The organism is Luteimonas salinisoli, assembly GCF_013425525.1.
In the GTDB taxonomy this organism is placed as follows: Bacteria; Pseudomonadota; Gammaproteobacteria; order Xanthomonadales; family Xanthomonadaceae; genus Luteimonas; species Luteimonas salinisoli.
In genome coordinates, this window is record NZ_JACCKA010000039.1 from 22146 (window position 1) to 37054 (window position 14909).

Below are 14909 nucleotides of genomic sequence, written 5' to 3' on the forward strand. Positions count from 1 at the left end.
CGTCCATGGAACGCTCCTACGGATCGCCGGGCGGCGTCCGTCCCTTAGGAGCGGGCCATGCCCGCGAAATCCGGCGCGGCGACCGGTGCCGGGATCCGCCGCCGTGGCGTCGAGCCTATGCGGCATCACCAGTGCGACCACCCCCCACGCGGGCCTTCGCGTCCATGGGACCCTCCTGCGGATCAACGGCCCCCCGCGCGATGATGCACCGCCATATGACACCGGTTACCAAGGTGCGTAGAATCGGCCCATCCACCCACGGAAGTGGCCCGCGTGGCGGGCCCATCGGCCACGGGAGACTCCCCGATGTACCAGAAGACCTACCACGCCACCCACCCGGGCGTGATGCACGACATCAGCAACGACGAGCTGCGCGACCTGTACCTGCTCGACGGCCTGTTCGCCGCCGACGAGGTGCGCTTGAGCTACACCCACTACGAGCGCTTCGTGATCGGCGGCGCCGCCCCGGTCGGCAGGACCGTCTCGCTGCCCCGGCAGACCGAGCCCGAGTCGGCCAAGGGCCATGCGTTCCTGGAGCGGCGCGAACTGGGCATCGTCAACGTCGGCAGCGGCCCCGGCACCGTCACCGTCGACGGCACCGCCCACGCGCTGGGGCCGAAGGATGGCCTGTACGTGCCGATGGGCAGCGAGCAGGTCGATTTCGCCTCCGACGACGCCGGCAGCCCGGCACGCTTCTACCTGGCCTCTACCCCGGCGCATGCGCGCTACGAGGTCAAGCACATCTCCATCGACCAGGCGGTGCCGCTGGAGCGCGGTGCGCTGAAAACAAGCAACGAGCGCACCATCTACCAGTACATCGTGCCGGCCACCTGCAAGTCCTCGCAGCTGCTGCTGGGCCTGACCGTCCTCAAGCCGGGCAGCGTGTGGAACACCATGCCGCCGCACCTGCACGACCGCCGCTCCGAGGTGTACTTCTACTTCGACCTTGGCGAGAACGACCGCGTCTACCACTTCATGGGCCGGCCCGAGGCGCAGCGCCACATCGTGGTCGCCGACGGCGAGGCGGTGGTATCGCCGCCGTGGTCGATCCACATGGGGTCGGGCACCAGCAACTACTGCTTCATCTGGGCGATGGGCGGCGAGAACCTGGACTACACCGACATGCACGTGCTCGACATCTGCCAGCTGAAATAGCCCGACATCCCTCCCGCCCCGCGGGGCGGCGCGGGACCGGCTGCTCCAGTCCCTCCCTCCAACGGCGCGAGCCGCGACGGACCGGGCGGTCGCTTCGCGACGTCTCCGCGGGGATTTCTCCACCAGCGGCCGCGTGGCCGCCATGCAGGAATCGACGCCATGACCAATCCCTTCGACCTCGGCGGACGTGTGGCGCTCGTCACCGGCGCCAACACCGGGCTGGGCCAGGGCATCGCGGTGGCGCTGGCCGAAGCGGGCGCCGACGTGGCCGCGGTCGGCCGCAGCGCCCCGACCGAAACCGAAGCGCGGGTGACCGCGCTCGGCCGCCGCTTCGCCTGGATCGAGGCTTCGCTCGATACCCACGCGCCGGTGCAGGGCGTGGTGGACGCGGCGCGCGAGCGCCTCGGCGGCATCGACATCCTGGTCAACAACGCCGGCACCATCCGCCGCAACGACGCCCTCGACTTCACCGAGGACGATTGGGATGCGGTGATGGGCGTGAACCTGAAGACGTTGTTCTTCTTGTCGCAGGCGGTGGCGCGCAGTTGGGTAGCGTCCAAGCGCGGCGGCAAGATCGTCAACATCGCTTCGATGCTGTCCTTCCAGGGCGGCATCCGCGTGGCCTCCTACACCGCCAGCAAGTCCGCGGTGCTCGGCGTGACCCGGCTGTTGGCCAACGAATGGGCGGGCAAGGGCATCAACGTCAACGCCATCGCGCCGGGCTATTTCGCCACCAACAACACCGAGGCGCTGCGCAACGACCAGACCCGCAACGCGGCGATCCTGGACCGCATCCCGGCCGGCCGCTGGGGCGATCCCGCGGATCTGGGCGGTGCGGCGGTGTTCCTGTCCTCGGCGGCGTCCGACTACGTCCATGGCGCGGTGCTGCCAGTGGACGGCGGCTGGCTGGCGCGCTGAGCGGTCGTGGTCCGGATGGACGCGCTCCAGATCCCCCTCCGTCTCGTAGAGCGGAGCTTGCTCCGCTTCGCGGGCGCCGGCGCCCGCGAAGCGCTCGAGGCCGGGCCGGCCGGGCCGTGCGGGACAGGAGGAGGCCGGGTGGGTCGCGGGCTCCGGAGCCGGGAGCAGCGGAGCAAGCTCCGCTCTACGGGGGAAGGGCAGCGCCTGGGGGGAGGGCAGCATCCGGCGGGGGGGCAGCACCCAGTCAGCGCGGGCGAGCGGATGCGGCGGTGGCTGCCGGGGCTGCTGCTGGCGGCGTGCGTGGCGGTCGGCGCGCCCGCCGATGCCGCGCCGCGGCGGGTGTTCATCGCCGGCGATTCCACGGCCGCCGAGTACGGCCCCGAGCGGGCGCCGCAGGCCGGCTGGGGCCAGGTCCTGCAGGGGTATCTCGATCCGGACGCGTACGAAGTCCACAACCATGCGCGCGGCGGCCGCAGCGCCCGCAGCTTCATCGAGCAGGGCTGGTTGGATCCCGTCGCCGAGGCGTTGCGCGAAGGTGACGTGCTGCTGGTCCAGTTCGGCCACAACGACGCCAAGTTCGAGGATCCCACCCGCTACAACGAGCCGGAGCGCGCCTACCCGGAATGGCTGATGCGCTACGTGGCGCTGGCCCGCGAGCGCGGGGCCACGCCCATCCTCATTACCCCGGTGGCGCGGCGGCTGTTCGACTTCGGTGCGCTGCTGGACACGCACGTGCGCTACAGCGAATCGGTACGGGCGCTGGCCGGCCGCGAGTCGGTCGCGTTGATCGACCTGGATACCGTCAGCCGCGACTGGCTGCGCGCCCTGGGCGACGAGGCGTCGAAGCCGTACTTCATGCACGTGCCCGCGCAGGGCAAGGCCGATGACACCCATTTCAGCTTCGCCGGCGCCACCCAGGTGGCGTGCCTGGTGGTGCGCGAATGGAAGCGGCTGGAGCCCGGGCTGGAGGCGGATCTGGCCCGCGATGCCGACTGCGGCGCGCCGCCGGATGCGTTGGCACTGCGCGCCTCCCAGCCGCGGCCTTCCCGGGTGCAGCGCGCCGCCGATGTCGCCACCGTGTCCCAGCCGGGCCCCCACGGCGGTCCCGGCCCGACCACCGCGTGGCCGTACTTCGCCGATGCCGAAGGACTGCCGTTCGCATTCCGCAAGCGCGTGCTGCACCCCGGCGCCGGCATCGGCCTGCATCCGCACCACAAGGACGAGGTGTACTACGTGCTGTCCGGGCGTGGCCGGTTCGTGCTCGACGGCGAGGTGCACGAGGTCGGCCCCGGCGACGCCATGCTCACCCGCCCGGGCAGCAGCCACGCCCTGCAGCAGGACGGCGACGCCGACCTCGAGATCCTGATCGTCTATCCCACAAGGCCGTAGCCCGCGCTCCGCACGAGTGGCCGACCCCGCCACGATCGGCAGGCAGCTCCCGGAAGAGCGGCCCATGGCCGCGAAAGCCCCGAGCATCCGCCGGGCCGGACGGTGATTCCAGGCATGGCGGCGTTGCCGGGCATTGCCGGCCGCGCCGGTCTTCGCGTGCATGGCACGCTCCTACAGGGGCGGGCGCTAAGGGGAGTCGGCCTCGCGCCGCCGCTCCGCCTCGGCCTCGCGCACGGTGTCCTCCACCGCGCGGGCGCGGTCCTGCGGGGCCTGGATGGCGTCGCGCAGCTGCGTGGCCTGGGGCTCCGGCCTCTTGTCGGGAAGCGGCTCCTCCGGCGGCGTGCAGGCGCCGCAGGCGAGCGCCAGGCCGGCAATGGCGAGTGCGGTCGGGATGCGACGGACACCGTTCGACTCGGCGAGCGTTTCGGTCATGGCCGTTCCTCACGGGAGCACCGGCGCTATCCTACTCCCAGCCCACACACAGGCCCGGCCATGGATCCGCACCGCTGGCGTCTCGACGGACAACTCGCCCTGGTCACCGGCGGCAGCGCCGGCATCGGCCGCGCCATCGCCCGCGAGCTGCTGGGCTTCGGCGCGCGCGTGGTGATCGTCGCCCGCGACGGCGACGCGCTGGAGGCGGCGCGCGACGAACTGCTGGAAGAGTGCCCGGACGGCGAGGTGCGCGCGCTGGTCGGCGACGTGGCCGACGAGGAGCAGCGTCGCGAAGTGCTCGACTGGGTGGAGGACCAGGGCGAGGGCCTCAACATCCTGGTCAACAACGCCGGCGGCAACCTCACCCGCGCCGCCAACGACTACACCGACGAGGAATGGCGCGAGATCTTCGAGGTGAACCTGTTCAGCGCCTTCGAGCTGTCGCGCTACGCGTTCCCGCTGCTCACCCAGCATCCCGGCTCTTGCATCGTCAACGTCGGCAGCGTGTCGGGCATGACCCATGTGCGCTCCGGCGCGCCCTACGGCATGAGCAAGGCGGCGATGCACCAGATGACCCGCAATCTCGCGGTCGAATGGGCCGAGGACGGCGTGCGGGTGAACTCGGTGGCGCCGTGGTACATCCGCACCCGCCGCACCTCGGCCAAGCTCGCCGACCCCGACTACCTCGACGAGGTGCTGCTGCGCACGCCGATGGGCAGGGTGGGGGAGCCTGAGGAGGTGGCCGCCGCGGTGGCGTTTTTATGCCTGCCTGCCGCCGCCTACATCACCGGCGAATGCATCGCCGTCGACGGCGGTTTCCTGCGCTACGGGTTCTGATCGGGAGGGAACCACGATGAAAAGCCCGCAACGCCGGCCGGCGCCGCGACGGGCGGCCGGGCTGCGGTTTCGCGCGGTGGTCCGGATCCTCGGCATCAATCCGTACGTTCCGGTCTCGGCCGCGCAGGCGGCGGAGCTCAAACAGCATTGGCGCGGGCCGATGCCGGTGCGCTACCGCATCGACGGCCGGCCGCGCACCCCATGGCGGATCAACATGATGCCGGCCGGCGAAGGCTCCTTCTATCTCTACCTGCACGCCGCCGCCCGCGCTGCGGCGGAGACGCAGGTGGGAGACGAGGTCGACGTGGAGCTGGTTTTCGACGACGCCTACCACGCTGGCCCGGTGGACCCGATGCCGCCATGGTTCGCGGAAGCGCTGGCGGTCGACCGGGCGGCGGGCGAGGCCTGGGAGGCGCTGGTGCCGAGCCTGCAGAAGGAGGTCCTGCGGTATTTCGCGCGGCTGAAATCGCCGCAGGCGCAGGCGCGGAACCTGGAGAAGGCATTGCACGTGTTGGGCGGTGGCGAGGGCCGGTTCCTCGCCAGGGGCTGGCGCGCGGGTCGCGTCGTCTAGGCGCGAGACCGGCCACGGCCCGCCTGTCGTTTTCCTCGGGCGTGCGGATGCGTGTCGCGAGGTGGGCCGGCGCTCGCGCGGGTCCGCGCGTGGTCAGCGGCCGGGAAGCGGGCGGATGAATGCGGCTATGGGCGCACCGAGGGACGCCCGCCCGGCGCTGGTCGGGACGAAACGGTCGGCATGCGTGCGTTTCCAACGGTATTCGTACGCCCACTACAACGCCGGCGCCAACGGCCCGCTGCCAGGGTGGGCGGCTCCGGCGTACCCGCCTTTTCCCCCGAGTTCTGCCATGCAATCGACCCATCACTCCCATGCTTCGACCGGTGCGCCTTCCGGCGCCGCCCGGAGCCCCGTTCCCACGGAATTCGACGAGGACCGCCTGCACGCCTTCATCGGCCAGGTCCTCAACGATCTCGGCGGCGCCTACAGCGCCTCGCTGGTCACCCTCGGCGACCGCCTCGGCCTGTACCGCGCGCTGCGCGACCAGGGGCCCGCGACCCCGGCCGAACTGGCGGCCCGCACCGGCTGCGCCGAGCGCTACCTGCGCGAATGGCTGTCGCACCAGGCCGCCTCCAACTATCTGGCCTACGACGCCGCCAGCGGCCGCTTCACCCTGCCGCCCGAGCAGGCGATGGTGTTCGCCAACGAGGACAGCCCGGTCTACTTGATGGGCGGCTTCGAGATGGTCGGCAGCCAGGTCGAGAACCAGCCCAAGGTGGCCGAGGCGTTCCGCAGCGGCAACGGCGTCGCCTGGGGCGACCAGGGCGCCTGCATGTTCTGCGCGGTGGCGCGCTTCTTCCGCCCCGGCTACGAGCACAACCTGGTGCAGAGCTGGCTGCCGGCGCTCGACGGAATCGTCGAGAAGCTGCACAGCGGCGGCAGCGTCGCCGATGTCGGATGCGGCCACGGCCACTCCACCCTGGTGATGGCGCGCGCGTTTCCGGAGTCCAGCTTCGTCGGCTTCGACTTCCACCCCGAATCGATCGCCGCCGCCAACGCCCACCGCGACGCCGAGGGGATATCGCCCGAACGCGTACGCTTCGAGGTGGCCACGGCCAAGGACTTTCCCGGCCGCTACGACCTGGTGACGTGCTTCGACTGCCTGCACGACATGGGCGATCCGGCCGGCGCGGCCGCGCACGTGCGCTCGGCGCTGGCCGACGGCGGCAGCTGGATGATCGTCGAGCCGATCGCCGGCGACAGCCTGGCCGAGAATCTCAACCCGGTCGGCCGCCTGTATTACGCCGCCTCGACGATGATCTGCGTGCCGACCTCGCTGGCGCAGGAAACCGGTGCCGCGCTGGGCGCGCAGGCCGGCGAGAAACGCCTGGCCGAGGTGATCCGCTCCGGCGGCTTCGGCAGCGTGCGCCGCGCCGCCGAGACGCCGTTCAACATGGTGCTCGAAGCGCGCGCCTGACCTCGCCAGGCGCGCGCCGCGCGCATGCGCGGCCAGTGCCCAAACGCTCCGCGCTCAATGCGCGGCCAGGAACCGGTGGATGCACGCGAGCATGTGGGCATGCGCCGGTTCCCGGTCCAGCGGCAAGTGGCTGTCGCAGTCCAGGGTGACCAGCTCCGCCTCGCGGATGCCCGAGGCCAGCGCCGCCCCCTGCTCGATCGGTACGCGCTGGTCGCCGCGGGCGTGGATCACCAGGGTGGGGGCGTGCACGTCCGCCAGGCGGTGGCGCACGTCGATGGTGGAGAACGCCTCCAGGAATCGCACCGCGTTCTCCGCCGAGGCGGTGCGCCGCTGGAACTCGTTGAACCAGTCCAGTTCCTCCGGGGTGCCCTTCGGAAAGAAGCTGTGCGAGAAGATCTGCCGGTAGGCGGGGTTGTCCTTGCCCCAGCCATGCCGCACCAGGGTGATGGTGGCCTCGCGCTCGGCGATGACCCGGGCATCGCCGGCGATGCGCCAACCGTTGGCATAGCCGCCGATCAGGACCAGCGCGCTCACCCGTTCGGGATGCCGCGCCGCGTACTCCACCGACACCGCGCATCCCTGCGAGACGCCCAGCAGCGGGAAGCGCTCCAGCCCCAGCCCGTCCACCACCACCTCCAGATCGCTGACGAAGGCGTCGAAGCCGATCTCGTCCACGTCCCACTGCGACAGGCCGTTGCCGCGCTCGTCGTAGCGCACCAGCTGGTGGTGTTCCGACAGCGCATGGATCATCCGTCCCCAGAGTGGACTGTCCCAGTCCAGTTCGAGGTGGTTGAGCCAGTTGGCGGTCTTGACCAGCGGCGGACCCTCGCCGGTGCAGGCATAGGCGATGCGCGCCCCGTCGGGGGCGATGCGGTAGCGCACGGTCTGCGGCAGCGCCGCCAGCCGTGCGTCGGCGGCGCGGCGCGTCTGCGGCACGGCCGCGGCCGCGGGCGAAGGCGCCAGCGGCTGGGCCAGTGCGGGCGCAGCCTGCGGTAGCAGCGCTCCGGCGCTGCCCGGCAGCGCCAGCTCCGCGGCGCGCTGGAACAGCAACGCCTGCGCCGCATCCACGCCAGGGATCCGCGCCGCGCGCAACAGCAGCGCGGCGCGGATGCGGTCGGCGGCCAGCCGCTCGCTGGCCAGCCACAGGTCGAACTCCGGGCTGCGCGGCAGGTCCAGTCCCAGCAGCGGCGGTTCCAGCGCCTCGGTGGCCAGCGCCAACAGCCGCTCCTCGTCGACCTCGCCCGCGGCGGCGGCGGCCATCCGCTCCAGGTCGCTCTCGGTGTCGGCGGCGATGCAGGCCACGTGCTCGCGGCCCGCATTGATCCAGTGCGCCTGCTCCCCCAGCGCCTGGCGCAGCTTCGACAGCGACCAGCGCAGCGCAGCGCGCGGATCGTTGGGCACGTTCCAGAACATCCCGCACAGCTGCTCGCGCCGCCACGGCCGCGCCGAGCGCAGCAGCAGGAAGAGCAGGGCACGGGTCTTGCGCGAGGCCGGCAGCGGCACGGCAACGCCGTCGCGCAGCAGCGCGGGCTCGCCACAGTAACGGATGCGTACAGGGGGCATGGGCGCCGCTCCGGAGGTCGCGACCGGCCGGCCACCCCCCGTTCCAACGCGGCAGGCGCTCGCGTCCGGTCATTTTCCACGCAGGACCGGGGGCTTTTCAACGGCGGCTACCACGTCCGCGCCAACGCCCGGCGCCCAGCATGCCGGGTTCCCCCCGATCCGCACGAGCACGACCATGCAGGCACGCCCCCTGATCCGCTCCCCCCACACCGACACCGCCGCCGGCATGCGTGCCGGCCCCGCCGCCAACCAGCCGCTAGGCGGTACGCTCGCCGTCCATCATGCCGGGACCCGTCTGCCGCAGCTGGGCGGAGGCATGTACCTGACCGACGGGGGCCTGGAAACCACCGCCGTGTTCCACCACGGCACCGACCTTCCGCACGGCGCCGCCTTCCTGCTGCTGCGCAACGCCGACGGCCGCGAGTGGCTGCGCGGCTACTACCGCCGCTACCTGCGCATCGCCCAGGCCAGCGGCAGCGGCTTCATCCTCGAGACCCCCACCTGGCGCGCCAGCAGCGACTGGGCCTGGCAGCTCAACGTCGCCTACCTCGAGCTGGACGCGCTGAATGCCCGCGCCGTCGCGCTGACGCGCGAACTTGCGGCCGAGTACGACGCGGCGAGCGCCCGCATCGTGGTGAGCGGTTGCGTCGGCCCGCGCCGCGATGGCGACGCGCCGGACCTGGCGATGACCGCGGCGCAGGCCGAGACCTACCACCTGCGCCAGCTCGCCGTATTCGCGCGTGCCGGTGCCGACCTCGCCACCGCCATGACCATGACCAACAGCGCCGAGGCGATCGGCATCGCCCGCGCCGCGCGCGCGCTCGCCCTGCCGGTGGTGGTGTCGTTCACCGTCGAGACCGACGGCCGCCTGCCCACCGGGCAGCCGCTGAGCGAGGCGATCGCCGAGGTCGACGCCGCCACCGCTGCCGCCCCGGTGTACTACATGATCGACTGTGCGCATCCGGACCACTTCGCCGCCACGCTCGAAGCCGGCGGAGGCTGGGTGCGGCGGATCCGCGGGCTGCGCGCCGACGCCTCGTGCAGGCGCCACGCCGAACTGGACGCGGCCCCGGCACTGGACAGCGGCAACCCCGAGCAGCTGGGACGGCAGTACCGCGACCTGCTGCGCCGCCATCCGCACATCAACGTGCTCGGCGGCTGCTGCGGCACCGACCATCGCCACGTCGAGCGGATCGCCAGCGCCTGCATCCCTCCACCCCTGCGCCGGATGGGGGAAACACCCTCGTAGGAGCGGCCCGCGGCCGCGAAGGCCGCGGGTCTGCCCGCCGAACCGGTGTGCGGTCCCGGGCCTAGCGGTTCATCGGCATCACCACCTACGCGGGCCTTCGCGCGCATGGCGCGCCGCTGCGTACGCGACGCAATCCCCAACGACCCACTTCATCCACGGACTCACAACATGATCGCCTATCTCGAAATCATCGCCCTCTCCCTTCTCCCGGCCTTCCTGCTGCTCGACCTGGCGTACGGCCACCGCCGCGCCCCCCGCAGCCGCTGGTGGCGCCTGCGCGGCCTGCTGGTCAGCGTCGTCACCATCGCCCTGTCCATGGCCATCGCCCTGGGCTGGGGCCATCTGCTGGCCGGTCGCGGCCTGTTCGACCTGTCCGGCGTGGGCCTGTGGGGCGGCGCCGCCGTCGGCGTGCTGGCCTACGAGTTCGGCCACTACTGGTATCACCGCACCGCGCACCGCAGCCCGCGGCTATGGCGCGCCAGCCACCAGATGCACCATAGCGCCGAGACCCTGGACGCCTTCGGCGCCTACTACCTGCACCCCATCGACACGCTGATGTTCACCACCCTCCAGAGCGTGGTGTTCTTCCCGCTGCTTGGGGTGGCGCCGGAAGCCGGAGCGGTGGCCGCCGCCTTCCTCGCCTTCAACGCCACCTTCCAGCACGCCGACCTGCGCACCCCGCGCTGGCTCGGCTGGTTCATCCAGCGCCCGGAAAGCCATCTGCTGCACCACCAGCGCGGCGTGCACGCCTACAACTACGCCGACCTGCCGCTGTGGGACATCGTGTTCGGCACCTTCCGCAATCCGCCCGCCGGCTACGACGCCCCCGCCGGTCTCGGCGACAATGCCTCCGCCCGCCTGGCCGAGCTGCTGCTCGGTCGCGACGTAGAGCTCGCCGACGCCGACGCCGACGCCGAAACCGGGGCCCTGGCCGAACCCCGCACCTGACCAACGCCCCGGCGTGGCCGCTCTCCTGCCGGAGCGGCCCGAGGCCGCGAAACCCGCGGCACTCGCCGCCCTGGTCGATGCCGATCCCTGCGAACGACCCGAACGACCCGCCCCGCCGCGCATCGGTCGCCTCCACTCAGCCGACCAGATTTCCCCGCAACGCCCGCACTTCCCCCTGCCAATCCTCCAGCCCCCCGGACTCCTCCCACAACTCGCGCAGCTCCGAATCCGCCCCGAGGATCCGATCGATCGCCTGCACCGCCTGCGCCACCAGTGCGTCGTCCACCACCGGCTCCACGCGTGCCAGCCAGTCCATCAACGCGTCCTCGTCCTGGGCGGCTGCCGTCGGTCGCCCGCGCGCCGCGGCGAGCACCTCGCACGCGGCCAGCGCCTCGGCGGCGTCGGGCGCTTCCAGGTATCCCTCGGCGGTCAACACCCGCGCCACCGTCTCGCGCACCAGGCCCAGGTCGTTGCGGTCGGTCAGCTCGTCCAGCCAGTCGGCGGCATCGTCGTTGCCGAAGGAATCGTTCGCCCACGTCCCCATTGCGGTAGCTCCATCAGCCGGCGCCTGTGGCCGGACTCGGGACAAGAAAACCGATGCCCGCCGCGGCGGCGGGAAAAAGTGCCGGGCAGGGCGAGCTGCTGCCGCGAGTGTAGGGCACACGCGCCGCCACGGGGCAAACTGGCACCCGGGGCCCGGTCGGCGTATTTTGGCCGCAGAGCAAAGTGATCCCAGGGGGGAACATGGCCCGCAAAGGGCGCGGCTTCGACCTGTTCGCGCGGCTGCCGTGGCCGCTCGCCGGGGTGCTCGGCGTGCTGGCCTACGCCGCGATCCGCCACGGCCTGCCCGCACTCGCCACCGGCGACGGCCCGCTGCTGGCCGGCCTGCGCACCGCCGTCGACGGCGGTGTGCTGGTCCCGCTGGCGTGGATCGCGCTGGCGGTCCTGTGGCTTGCGGCGCTGGGGAACTTCCTGGTGGCGCGCAGTCGTCAGCGCGAAGCCCAGGCCGCGGGCGACGCAGGTTCGAGCGCCCCGGCCCCGGCAGGCCAGGCGGATGCCGTACCGCGCGAGATCGCCCCGACGTGCCCGGTCTGCGGCACAGCCATGGTGAAGCACGGCGAACGGGGTACGGAGCCGACCTGGGCGTGCCCGGAGCACCCGGAATGCCGCCGGACGCGGGCCGCGTAGATGCGCATCCGGCTGCCGACGATTCGTTCGATCCGACGCCGCTGTGCGGCGCGGCTCAATGCTGGCGTCGGGCGCCCGTGACGGGGATCGGAATGCGGCCGGCGCTCGTTCTCGGAGCAGCGGTACTCGCGGGAAACGCAGGTCGCGGCGCATGGGTCCATCGAGAATCCTGGGAGTAGGCCATGTCACGAAACTCCGTTCTCGTCCTGCTGGCGCTGCTGGCTGCGTTCGGTGCCTGGCGCCATTTCAGCGGCAACGCGGCAGCGCACGTCGACGGCGCGCCGACGGCGCGCCGACGGCGGCGAGTTTCGAGGTGCCGTCCGGCGACACCGTGGTGGTCTACGGACGCGACAACTGCGGCTATACCCGACGGACCCTGGCGTCCCTGCGCGCCAGCAACGTGCCCGTCACCTACGTCGACATCGACTATCCCGACGCGAGCGGCTTCTTCCACGACAAGTTCGACGGCACGTCGCTGGCGGGCGAGCGGGGCTATGCCTTGCCTGTCGTCGAGGTAGCCGGGCGCGCCAGCATGCGGCCGGATCCGGAGATCGTGGCGCGGCAGTTCCGAAGGCGGCGGTAGCCGTCGGGCGACTTTTGAAGTTCAGGCAGCGAGGGGGGTGTATGCGGAGATTGGTGTTCGGTTTTCTTTGGTTCGCGGCATTCGCTTTTGTTGCGCTCGCAGGATCCGGGATCGTCGTTTCGTTCAACGCCGAGTGTCCGGACAGCGAGACGTTCTCGGCCGGCTACGACTGCGGGAAGGCGGTTGCGGAGCAGTTCGCCGCCAGGTATCGGCCGCTCATCCTCGTCGTGGCCCTGGTGTTGGCGGTGGTGGGCACCGTCACGGGGCGCCTGCCCGGCACCAGGAAGCGATGAACTGAAGCACGAGCCGAAGGCGATGGGGCTGCGCGCGGCCCCTGCGCCCAGCGTGGACCGGTATCCACTGACGACTCCGGTGGCGGTGCCGCCTGGGGGCAGACCCCTTGGGCGGATGCAGTCGCAGGGGTTTGCGCCGGCTACCTCGGCACCATGCGCTCCACCGGCCGCATCGCCACGCTGCCGCGGTCGCCCATCAGCTGCAGTTCGCGGTCCTGGATCAGCGCGTTCAGGCGCATGCCGCGCTCGCCGATTTCCGGCAGCGCCTCGATGGCATCCTCGGGCAGGGCGAGCACGGTGAGGTTCTTCAGGCGGGTGAGGGCGCTGCCGATCTTCTCCCACCAGATGTCCGAGGCGCGGCCGCCGTAGTTGATCACCACGACCTGGCCGGCGCGGGCGCTGGCCTTCTTGATGCGGGTCTCGTCGGGCTGGCCGATGTCGATCCACAGTTCGGTCTCGCCGGTGTAGGCGCGGCGGTACAGGGCGGGCTCGTCCTCGTCGCCGAGGCCGCGGCCGAACTCCAGTCTGTCGTCGGCGTACAGGGCGAAGGCCACCAGTCGCACCATCAGCCGCAGGTCGGTTTCCGACGGGTGCTGGGCCAGGGTGAGGTTGTGGGTGGCGTAGTAGTGCCGGTCCATGTCGCTGACCTGGAGTTCGGCTTTGACGACGGTGGCGTTGGCGGCCATGGCGGCGTGCCCGGGTGGGGTGGCGGGCCATTGTAGGGGTCCGCGGTTCCAGGCCGGGTTGGGGGCGCGTGTCGGCGGTGCCGGGTGCGCTACGGGTGGGGGAATCGCCGTGCCGCTGCCGGGACATCCCGGTCTTGCTGGAGGGGCGTAGCCGGGGGGCGCCCCGGCCGGCGTCAGCGGTCTCCGACGCCGGCGCAGGTGCTGGCGTCGAGAGTCCGCTCGAGCGCCGCGTATTCATCGCGGCGAGCGCGGGTGTCGTAGTGGCCCCGTGCGAATTTCAAGCGGAACTCGGCCTCGTCAAGCCGCGCGCGCCACGCCTCGCACAGCGCCTGTTCCGGCACCGGCGCGCAGGTGTCGACGACGCGGATGCAGGCAGCGCCGGCGCCCAGCCCCTGCAGGCCGCCGATGCCTACGGTCTGCATCGGCTGGCAGCGCGACTGCGGCTCGGCGTCGGCGGTGAAGTAGCGGTTCTGGTCGTAGGTGACGCACTGGTACAGCGGCGGCGGCGGCAGCGAGCGCAGGTCGATGGCCCGGGCGGCCACTGCCGCCGGGTCGTCGGGCGGGCGCTCGCCGGCGGTCAGCGGCGCGAGCGGGACCAGCGTGGAGGCAGCCGGCTCCGGCGGCGGCGCCATCGGCACGTAGGCGGGCAGCGGCGGCGGCGGATCGATCTCGCGAGTGCGCTGGGTGGTACCCGCCGGGCACGGGGCGTCGTTCTGCACCGTGACCGCGCCGCCGGCGTCGGTGCAGTGGTAGATGACGATGGTCTGCTGGGCGGCGGCCGGCACCGCCAGCAGCAGCGCGGCGGCCGTGATCAGGTGGCGCCTCATCGGATCCCGCAGTCCTCGGCCAGGCGTGCGCTGATCATTCGCTCTTCCTCGCGCAGCCGCAGGCGTTCGGTCTGCTGGGCGTTGAAAACCTGACGGCGGATGGTCTGACGGCGGTCGGTCAGCCGGTCGCACACCTCGCGCTGCGGCAGCCGCACGCATTCGTCGCGGATCCAGGTGCCGCCGCCCTGCCCATAGCCGTAGCCGTAGTCGTAGCCGTGGCCGGGGCGCGGCGGCACCGGCCGCCCGGGGCCGGGCCGCGTGTCGGGGGAAGGCCGCGGCCGGTCGTGCGCAGGCGGGATGCTGATGTTGGCCGGCGGCGGCATGCGGGTGCGGTTGTCGACGAAAGTGACGCCGCGCCGCGCGGTGGGCGGCGGCGAACCGGAGGGCGGACGATGGTAGCTGCCTCCTGGGTAGCCCAGGGTCCACAGCGGCACCCAGCGCGGATTGCCCTCGCCGTCGTCGCTGGTGTAGTGGTCGCCCTCGGGGGTGATGCATTCGTACATCGGCCGGGGCTCGCGCACGGTGCTCACGTGGCGCTCGATCACCTGCACCGGCGCGGGCTCGGAAAGGGTGGACGGGGCGGACGGCGGGCGCGGCGGCGCGTCCTGCGGGCGCAGCATGGTGCGCACCTGCTGGGTGGCGTCGTCGTCGTCGCAGGGGGTATTGCCGATGGTCAGGCTGCCGTCGCTGGAGACGCAGCGGTAGATCGTGACGTCGTCGTCCTGCGCCGGCGCGGCGGACGGCAGGGCGAGGACCAGCAGCGAGAGCAGCGGCGGTAGCCAGGGACGCATGCCGCCATCATGCCGCGAGCCACGGCGCGTGCCCAGCGGTGCGACCGGAGCGGGGGCCTGCG

Annotated in this window: 17 protein-coding genes; 11 read left to right on the top strand and 6 right to left on the bottom strand. The window is 72.1% G+C overall.

What is annotated here, in order from left to right:
- Nucleotides 1-306 precede the first annotated feature (306 nt).
- The 3 genes from kduI (at nucleotide 307) to H0E84_RS05395 (ending at nucleotide 3462) form a co-directional block, all read left to right on the top strand.
- A complete protein-coding gene (kduI, locus tag H0E84_RS05385; protein WP_180677610.1) occupies nucleotides 307-1155 on the top strand; it encodes a 5-dehydro-4-deoxy-D-glucuronate isomerase in 849 nt (282 codons plus the stop codon).
- Between the two features lie 159 nt (nucleotides 1156-1314).
- Nucleotides 1315-2073 carry a 2-dehydro-3-deoxy-D-gluconate 5-dehydrogenase KduD gene (gene kduD, locus H0E84_RS05390; protein ID WP_180677611.1) on the top strand — a complete coding sequence of 253 codons (759 nt, stop codon included), beginning with the start codon at nucleotides 1315-1317 and terminating at the stop codon, nucleotides 2071-2073.
- Nucleotides 2074-2334: 261 nt separating this feature from the next.
- The gene (locus tag H0E84_RS05395) at nucleotides 2335-3462 is read left to right on the top strand and encodes a cupin domain-containing protein (RefSeq protein WP_180677612.1); all 1128 of its coding nucleotides are present in this window, start codon (nucleotides 2335-2337) and stop codon (nucleotides 3460-3462) included.
- A gap of 186 nt (nucleotides 3463-3648) precedes the next feature.
- On the opposite strand, the gene H0E84_RS05400 is transcribed toward H0E84_RS05395, so the two are convergent.
- On the bottom strand, nucleotides 3649-3894 hold the full coding sequence (locus H0E84_RS05400; RefSeq protein WP_180677613.1) for a hypothetical protein: 246 nt from the start codon (nucleotides 3892-3894) through the stop codon (nucleotides 3649-3651).
- Between the two features lie 60 nt (nucleotides 3895-3954).
- Here H0E84_RS05400 and H0E84_RS05405 point away from each other — a divergent pair, with 60 nt between their 5' ends.
- From H0E84_RS05405 to H0E84_RS05415, 3 genes are all read left to right on the top strand, one after another.
- A complete protein-coding gene (locus H0E84_RS05405; protein WP_180677614.1) occupies nucleotides 3955-4731 on the top strand; it encodes an SDR family oxidoreductase in 777 nt (258 codons plus the stop codon).
- Nucleotides 4732-4747: 16 nt separating this feature from the next.
- Nucleotides 4748-5302, top strand: coding sequence for a YdeI/OmpD-associated family protein (locus H0E84_RS05410; RefSeq protein ID WP_180677615.1), 555 nt, complete (start codon nucleotides 4748-4750; stop codon nucleotides 5300-5302).
- 289 nt (nucleotides 5303-5591) lie between these two features.
- A complete protein-coding gene (locus H0E84_RS05415; protein ID WP_180677616.1) occupies nucleotides 5592-6719 on the top strand; it encodes a class I SAM-dependent methyltransferase in 1128 nt (375 codons plus the stop codon).
- A 54-nt stretch (nucleotides 6720-6773) separates the two neighbouring features.
- On the opposite strand, the gene H0E84_RS05420 is transcribed toward H0E84_RS05415, so the two are convergent.
- Complete coding sequence (locus H0E84_RS05420) at nucleotides 6774-8282, bottom strand: bifunctional AfsR/SARP family transcriptional regulator/alpha/beta hydrolase (RefSeq protein WP_180677617.1); 1509 nt, start codon at nucleotides 8280-8282, stop codon at nucleotides 6774-6776.
- Nucleotides 8283-8457: 175 nt separating this feature from the next.
- Between H0E84_RS05420 and H0E84_RS05425 the strand changes: the two genes are divergently transcribed.
- Both H0E84_RS05425 and H0E84_RS05430 read left to right on the top strand, forming a co-directional pair.
- Entirely contained in the window at nucleotides 8458-9531 is a 1074-nt protein-coding gene (locus H0E84_RS05425; protein WP_219339606.1) for a homocysteine S-methyltransferase family protein, read from the top strand.
- 168 nt (nucleotides 9532-9699) lie between these two features.
- Nucleotides 9700-10479 (top strand): sterol desaturase family protein, encoded by a 780-nt coding sequence (locus H0E84_RS05430; protein ID WP_180677618.1) that lies wholly within the window; start codon nucleotides 9700-9702, stop codon nucleotides 10477-10479.
- A 136-nt stretch (nucleotides 10480-10615) separates the two neighbouring features.
- On the opposite strand, the gene H0E84_RS05435 is transcribed toward H0E84_RS05430, so the two are convergent.
- Entirely contained in the window at nucleotides 10616-11023 is a 408-nt protein-coding gene (locus H0E84_RS05435; protein ID WP_180677619.1) for a DUF4259 domain-containing protein, read from the bottom strand.
- 200 nt (nucleotides 11024-11223) lie between these two features.
- On the opposite strand from H0E84_RS05435, the gene H0E84_RS05440 reads away from it, so the two are divergent.
- From H0E84_RS05440 to H0E84_RS05450, 3 genes are all read left to right on the top strand, one after another.
- Nucleotides 11224-11667, top strand: coding sequence for a hypothetical protein (locus tag H0E84_RS05440; protein ID WP_180677620.1), 444 nt, complete (start codon nucleotides 11224-11226; stop codon nucleotides 11665-11667).
- A gap of 313 nt (nucleotides 11668-11980) precedes the next feature.
- Nucleotides 11981-12250 carry a glutaredoxin family protein gene (locus tag H0E84_RS05445; protein ID WP_180677621.1) on the top strand — a complete coding sequence of 90 codons (270 nt, stop codon included), beginning with the start codon at nucleotides 11981-11983 and terminating at the stop codon, nucleotides 12248-12250.
- Between the two features lie 41 nt (nucleotides 12251-12291).
- Complete coding sequence (locus H0E84_RS05450; RefSeq protein ID WP_180677622.1) at nucleotides 12292-12543, top strand: hypothetical protein; 252 nt, start codon at nucleotides 12292-12294, stop codon at nucleotides 12541-12543.
- 140 nt (nucleotides 12544-12683) lie between these two features.
- On the opposite strand, the gene H0E84_RS05455 is transcribed toward H0E84_RS05450, so the two are convergent.
- The 3 genes from H0E84_RS05455 to H0E84_RS05465 all read right to left on the bottom strand — a co-directional run bounded on the left by H0E84_RS05455 (nucleotide 12684) and on the right by H0E84_RS05465 (nucleotide 14847).
- Nucleotides 12684-13229, bottom strand: coding sequence for a YaeQ family protein (locus H0E84_RS05455; protein ID WP_180677623.1), 546 nt, complete (start codon nucleotides 13227-13229; stop codon nucleotides 12684-12686).
- A 173-nt stretch (nucleotides 13230-13402) separates the two neighbouring features.
- Nucleotides 13403-14056, bottom strand: a complete 654-nt coding sequence (locus tag H0E84_RS05460; RefSeq protein WP_180677624.1) for a DUF4124 domain-containing protein — start codon at nucleotides 14054-14056, stop codon at nucleotides 13403-13405.
- The gene (locus H0E84_RS05465; protein WP_180677625.1) at nucleotides 14053-14847 is read right to left on the bottom strand and encodes a DUF4124 domain-containing protein; all 795 of its coding nucleotides are present in this window, start codon (nucleotides 14845-14847) and stop codon (nucleotides 14053-14055) included. Before H0E84_RS05465 ends, H0E84_RS05460 begins: the two co-directional genes overlap by 4 nt.
- Nucleotides 14848-14909: the final 62 nt, after the last annotated feature.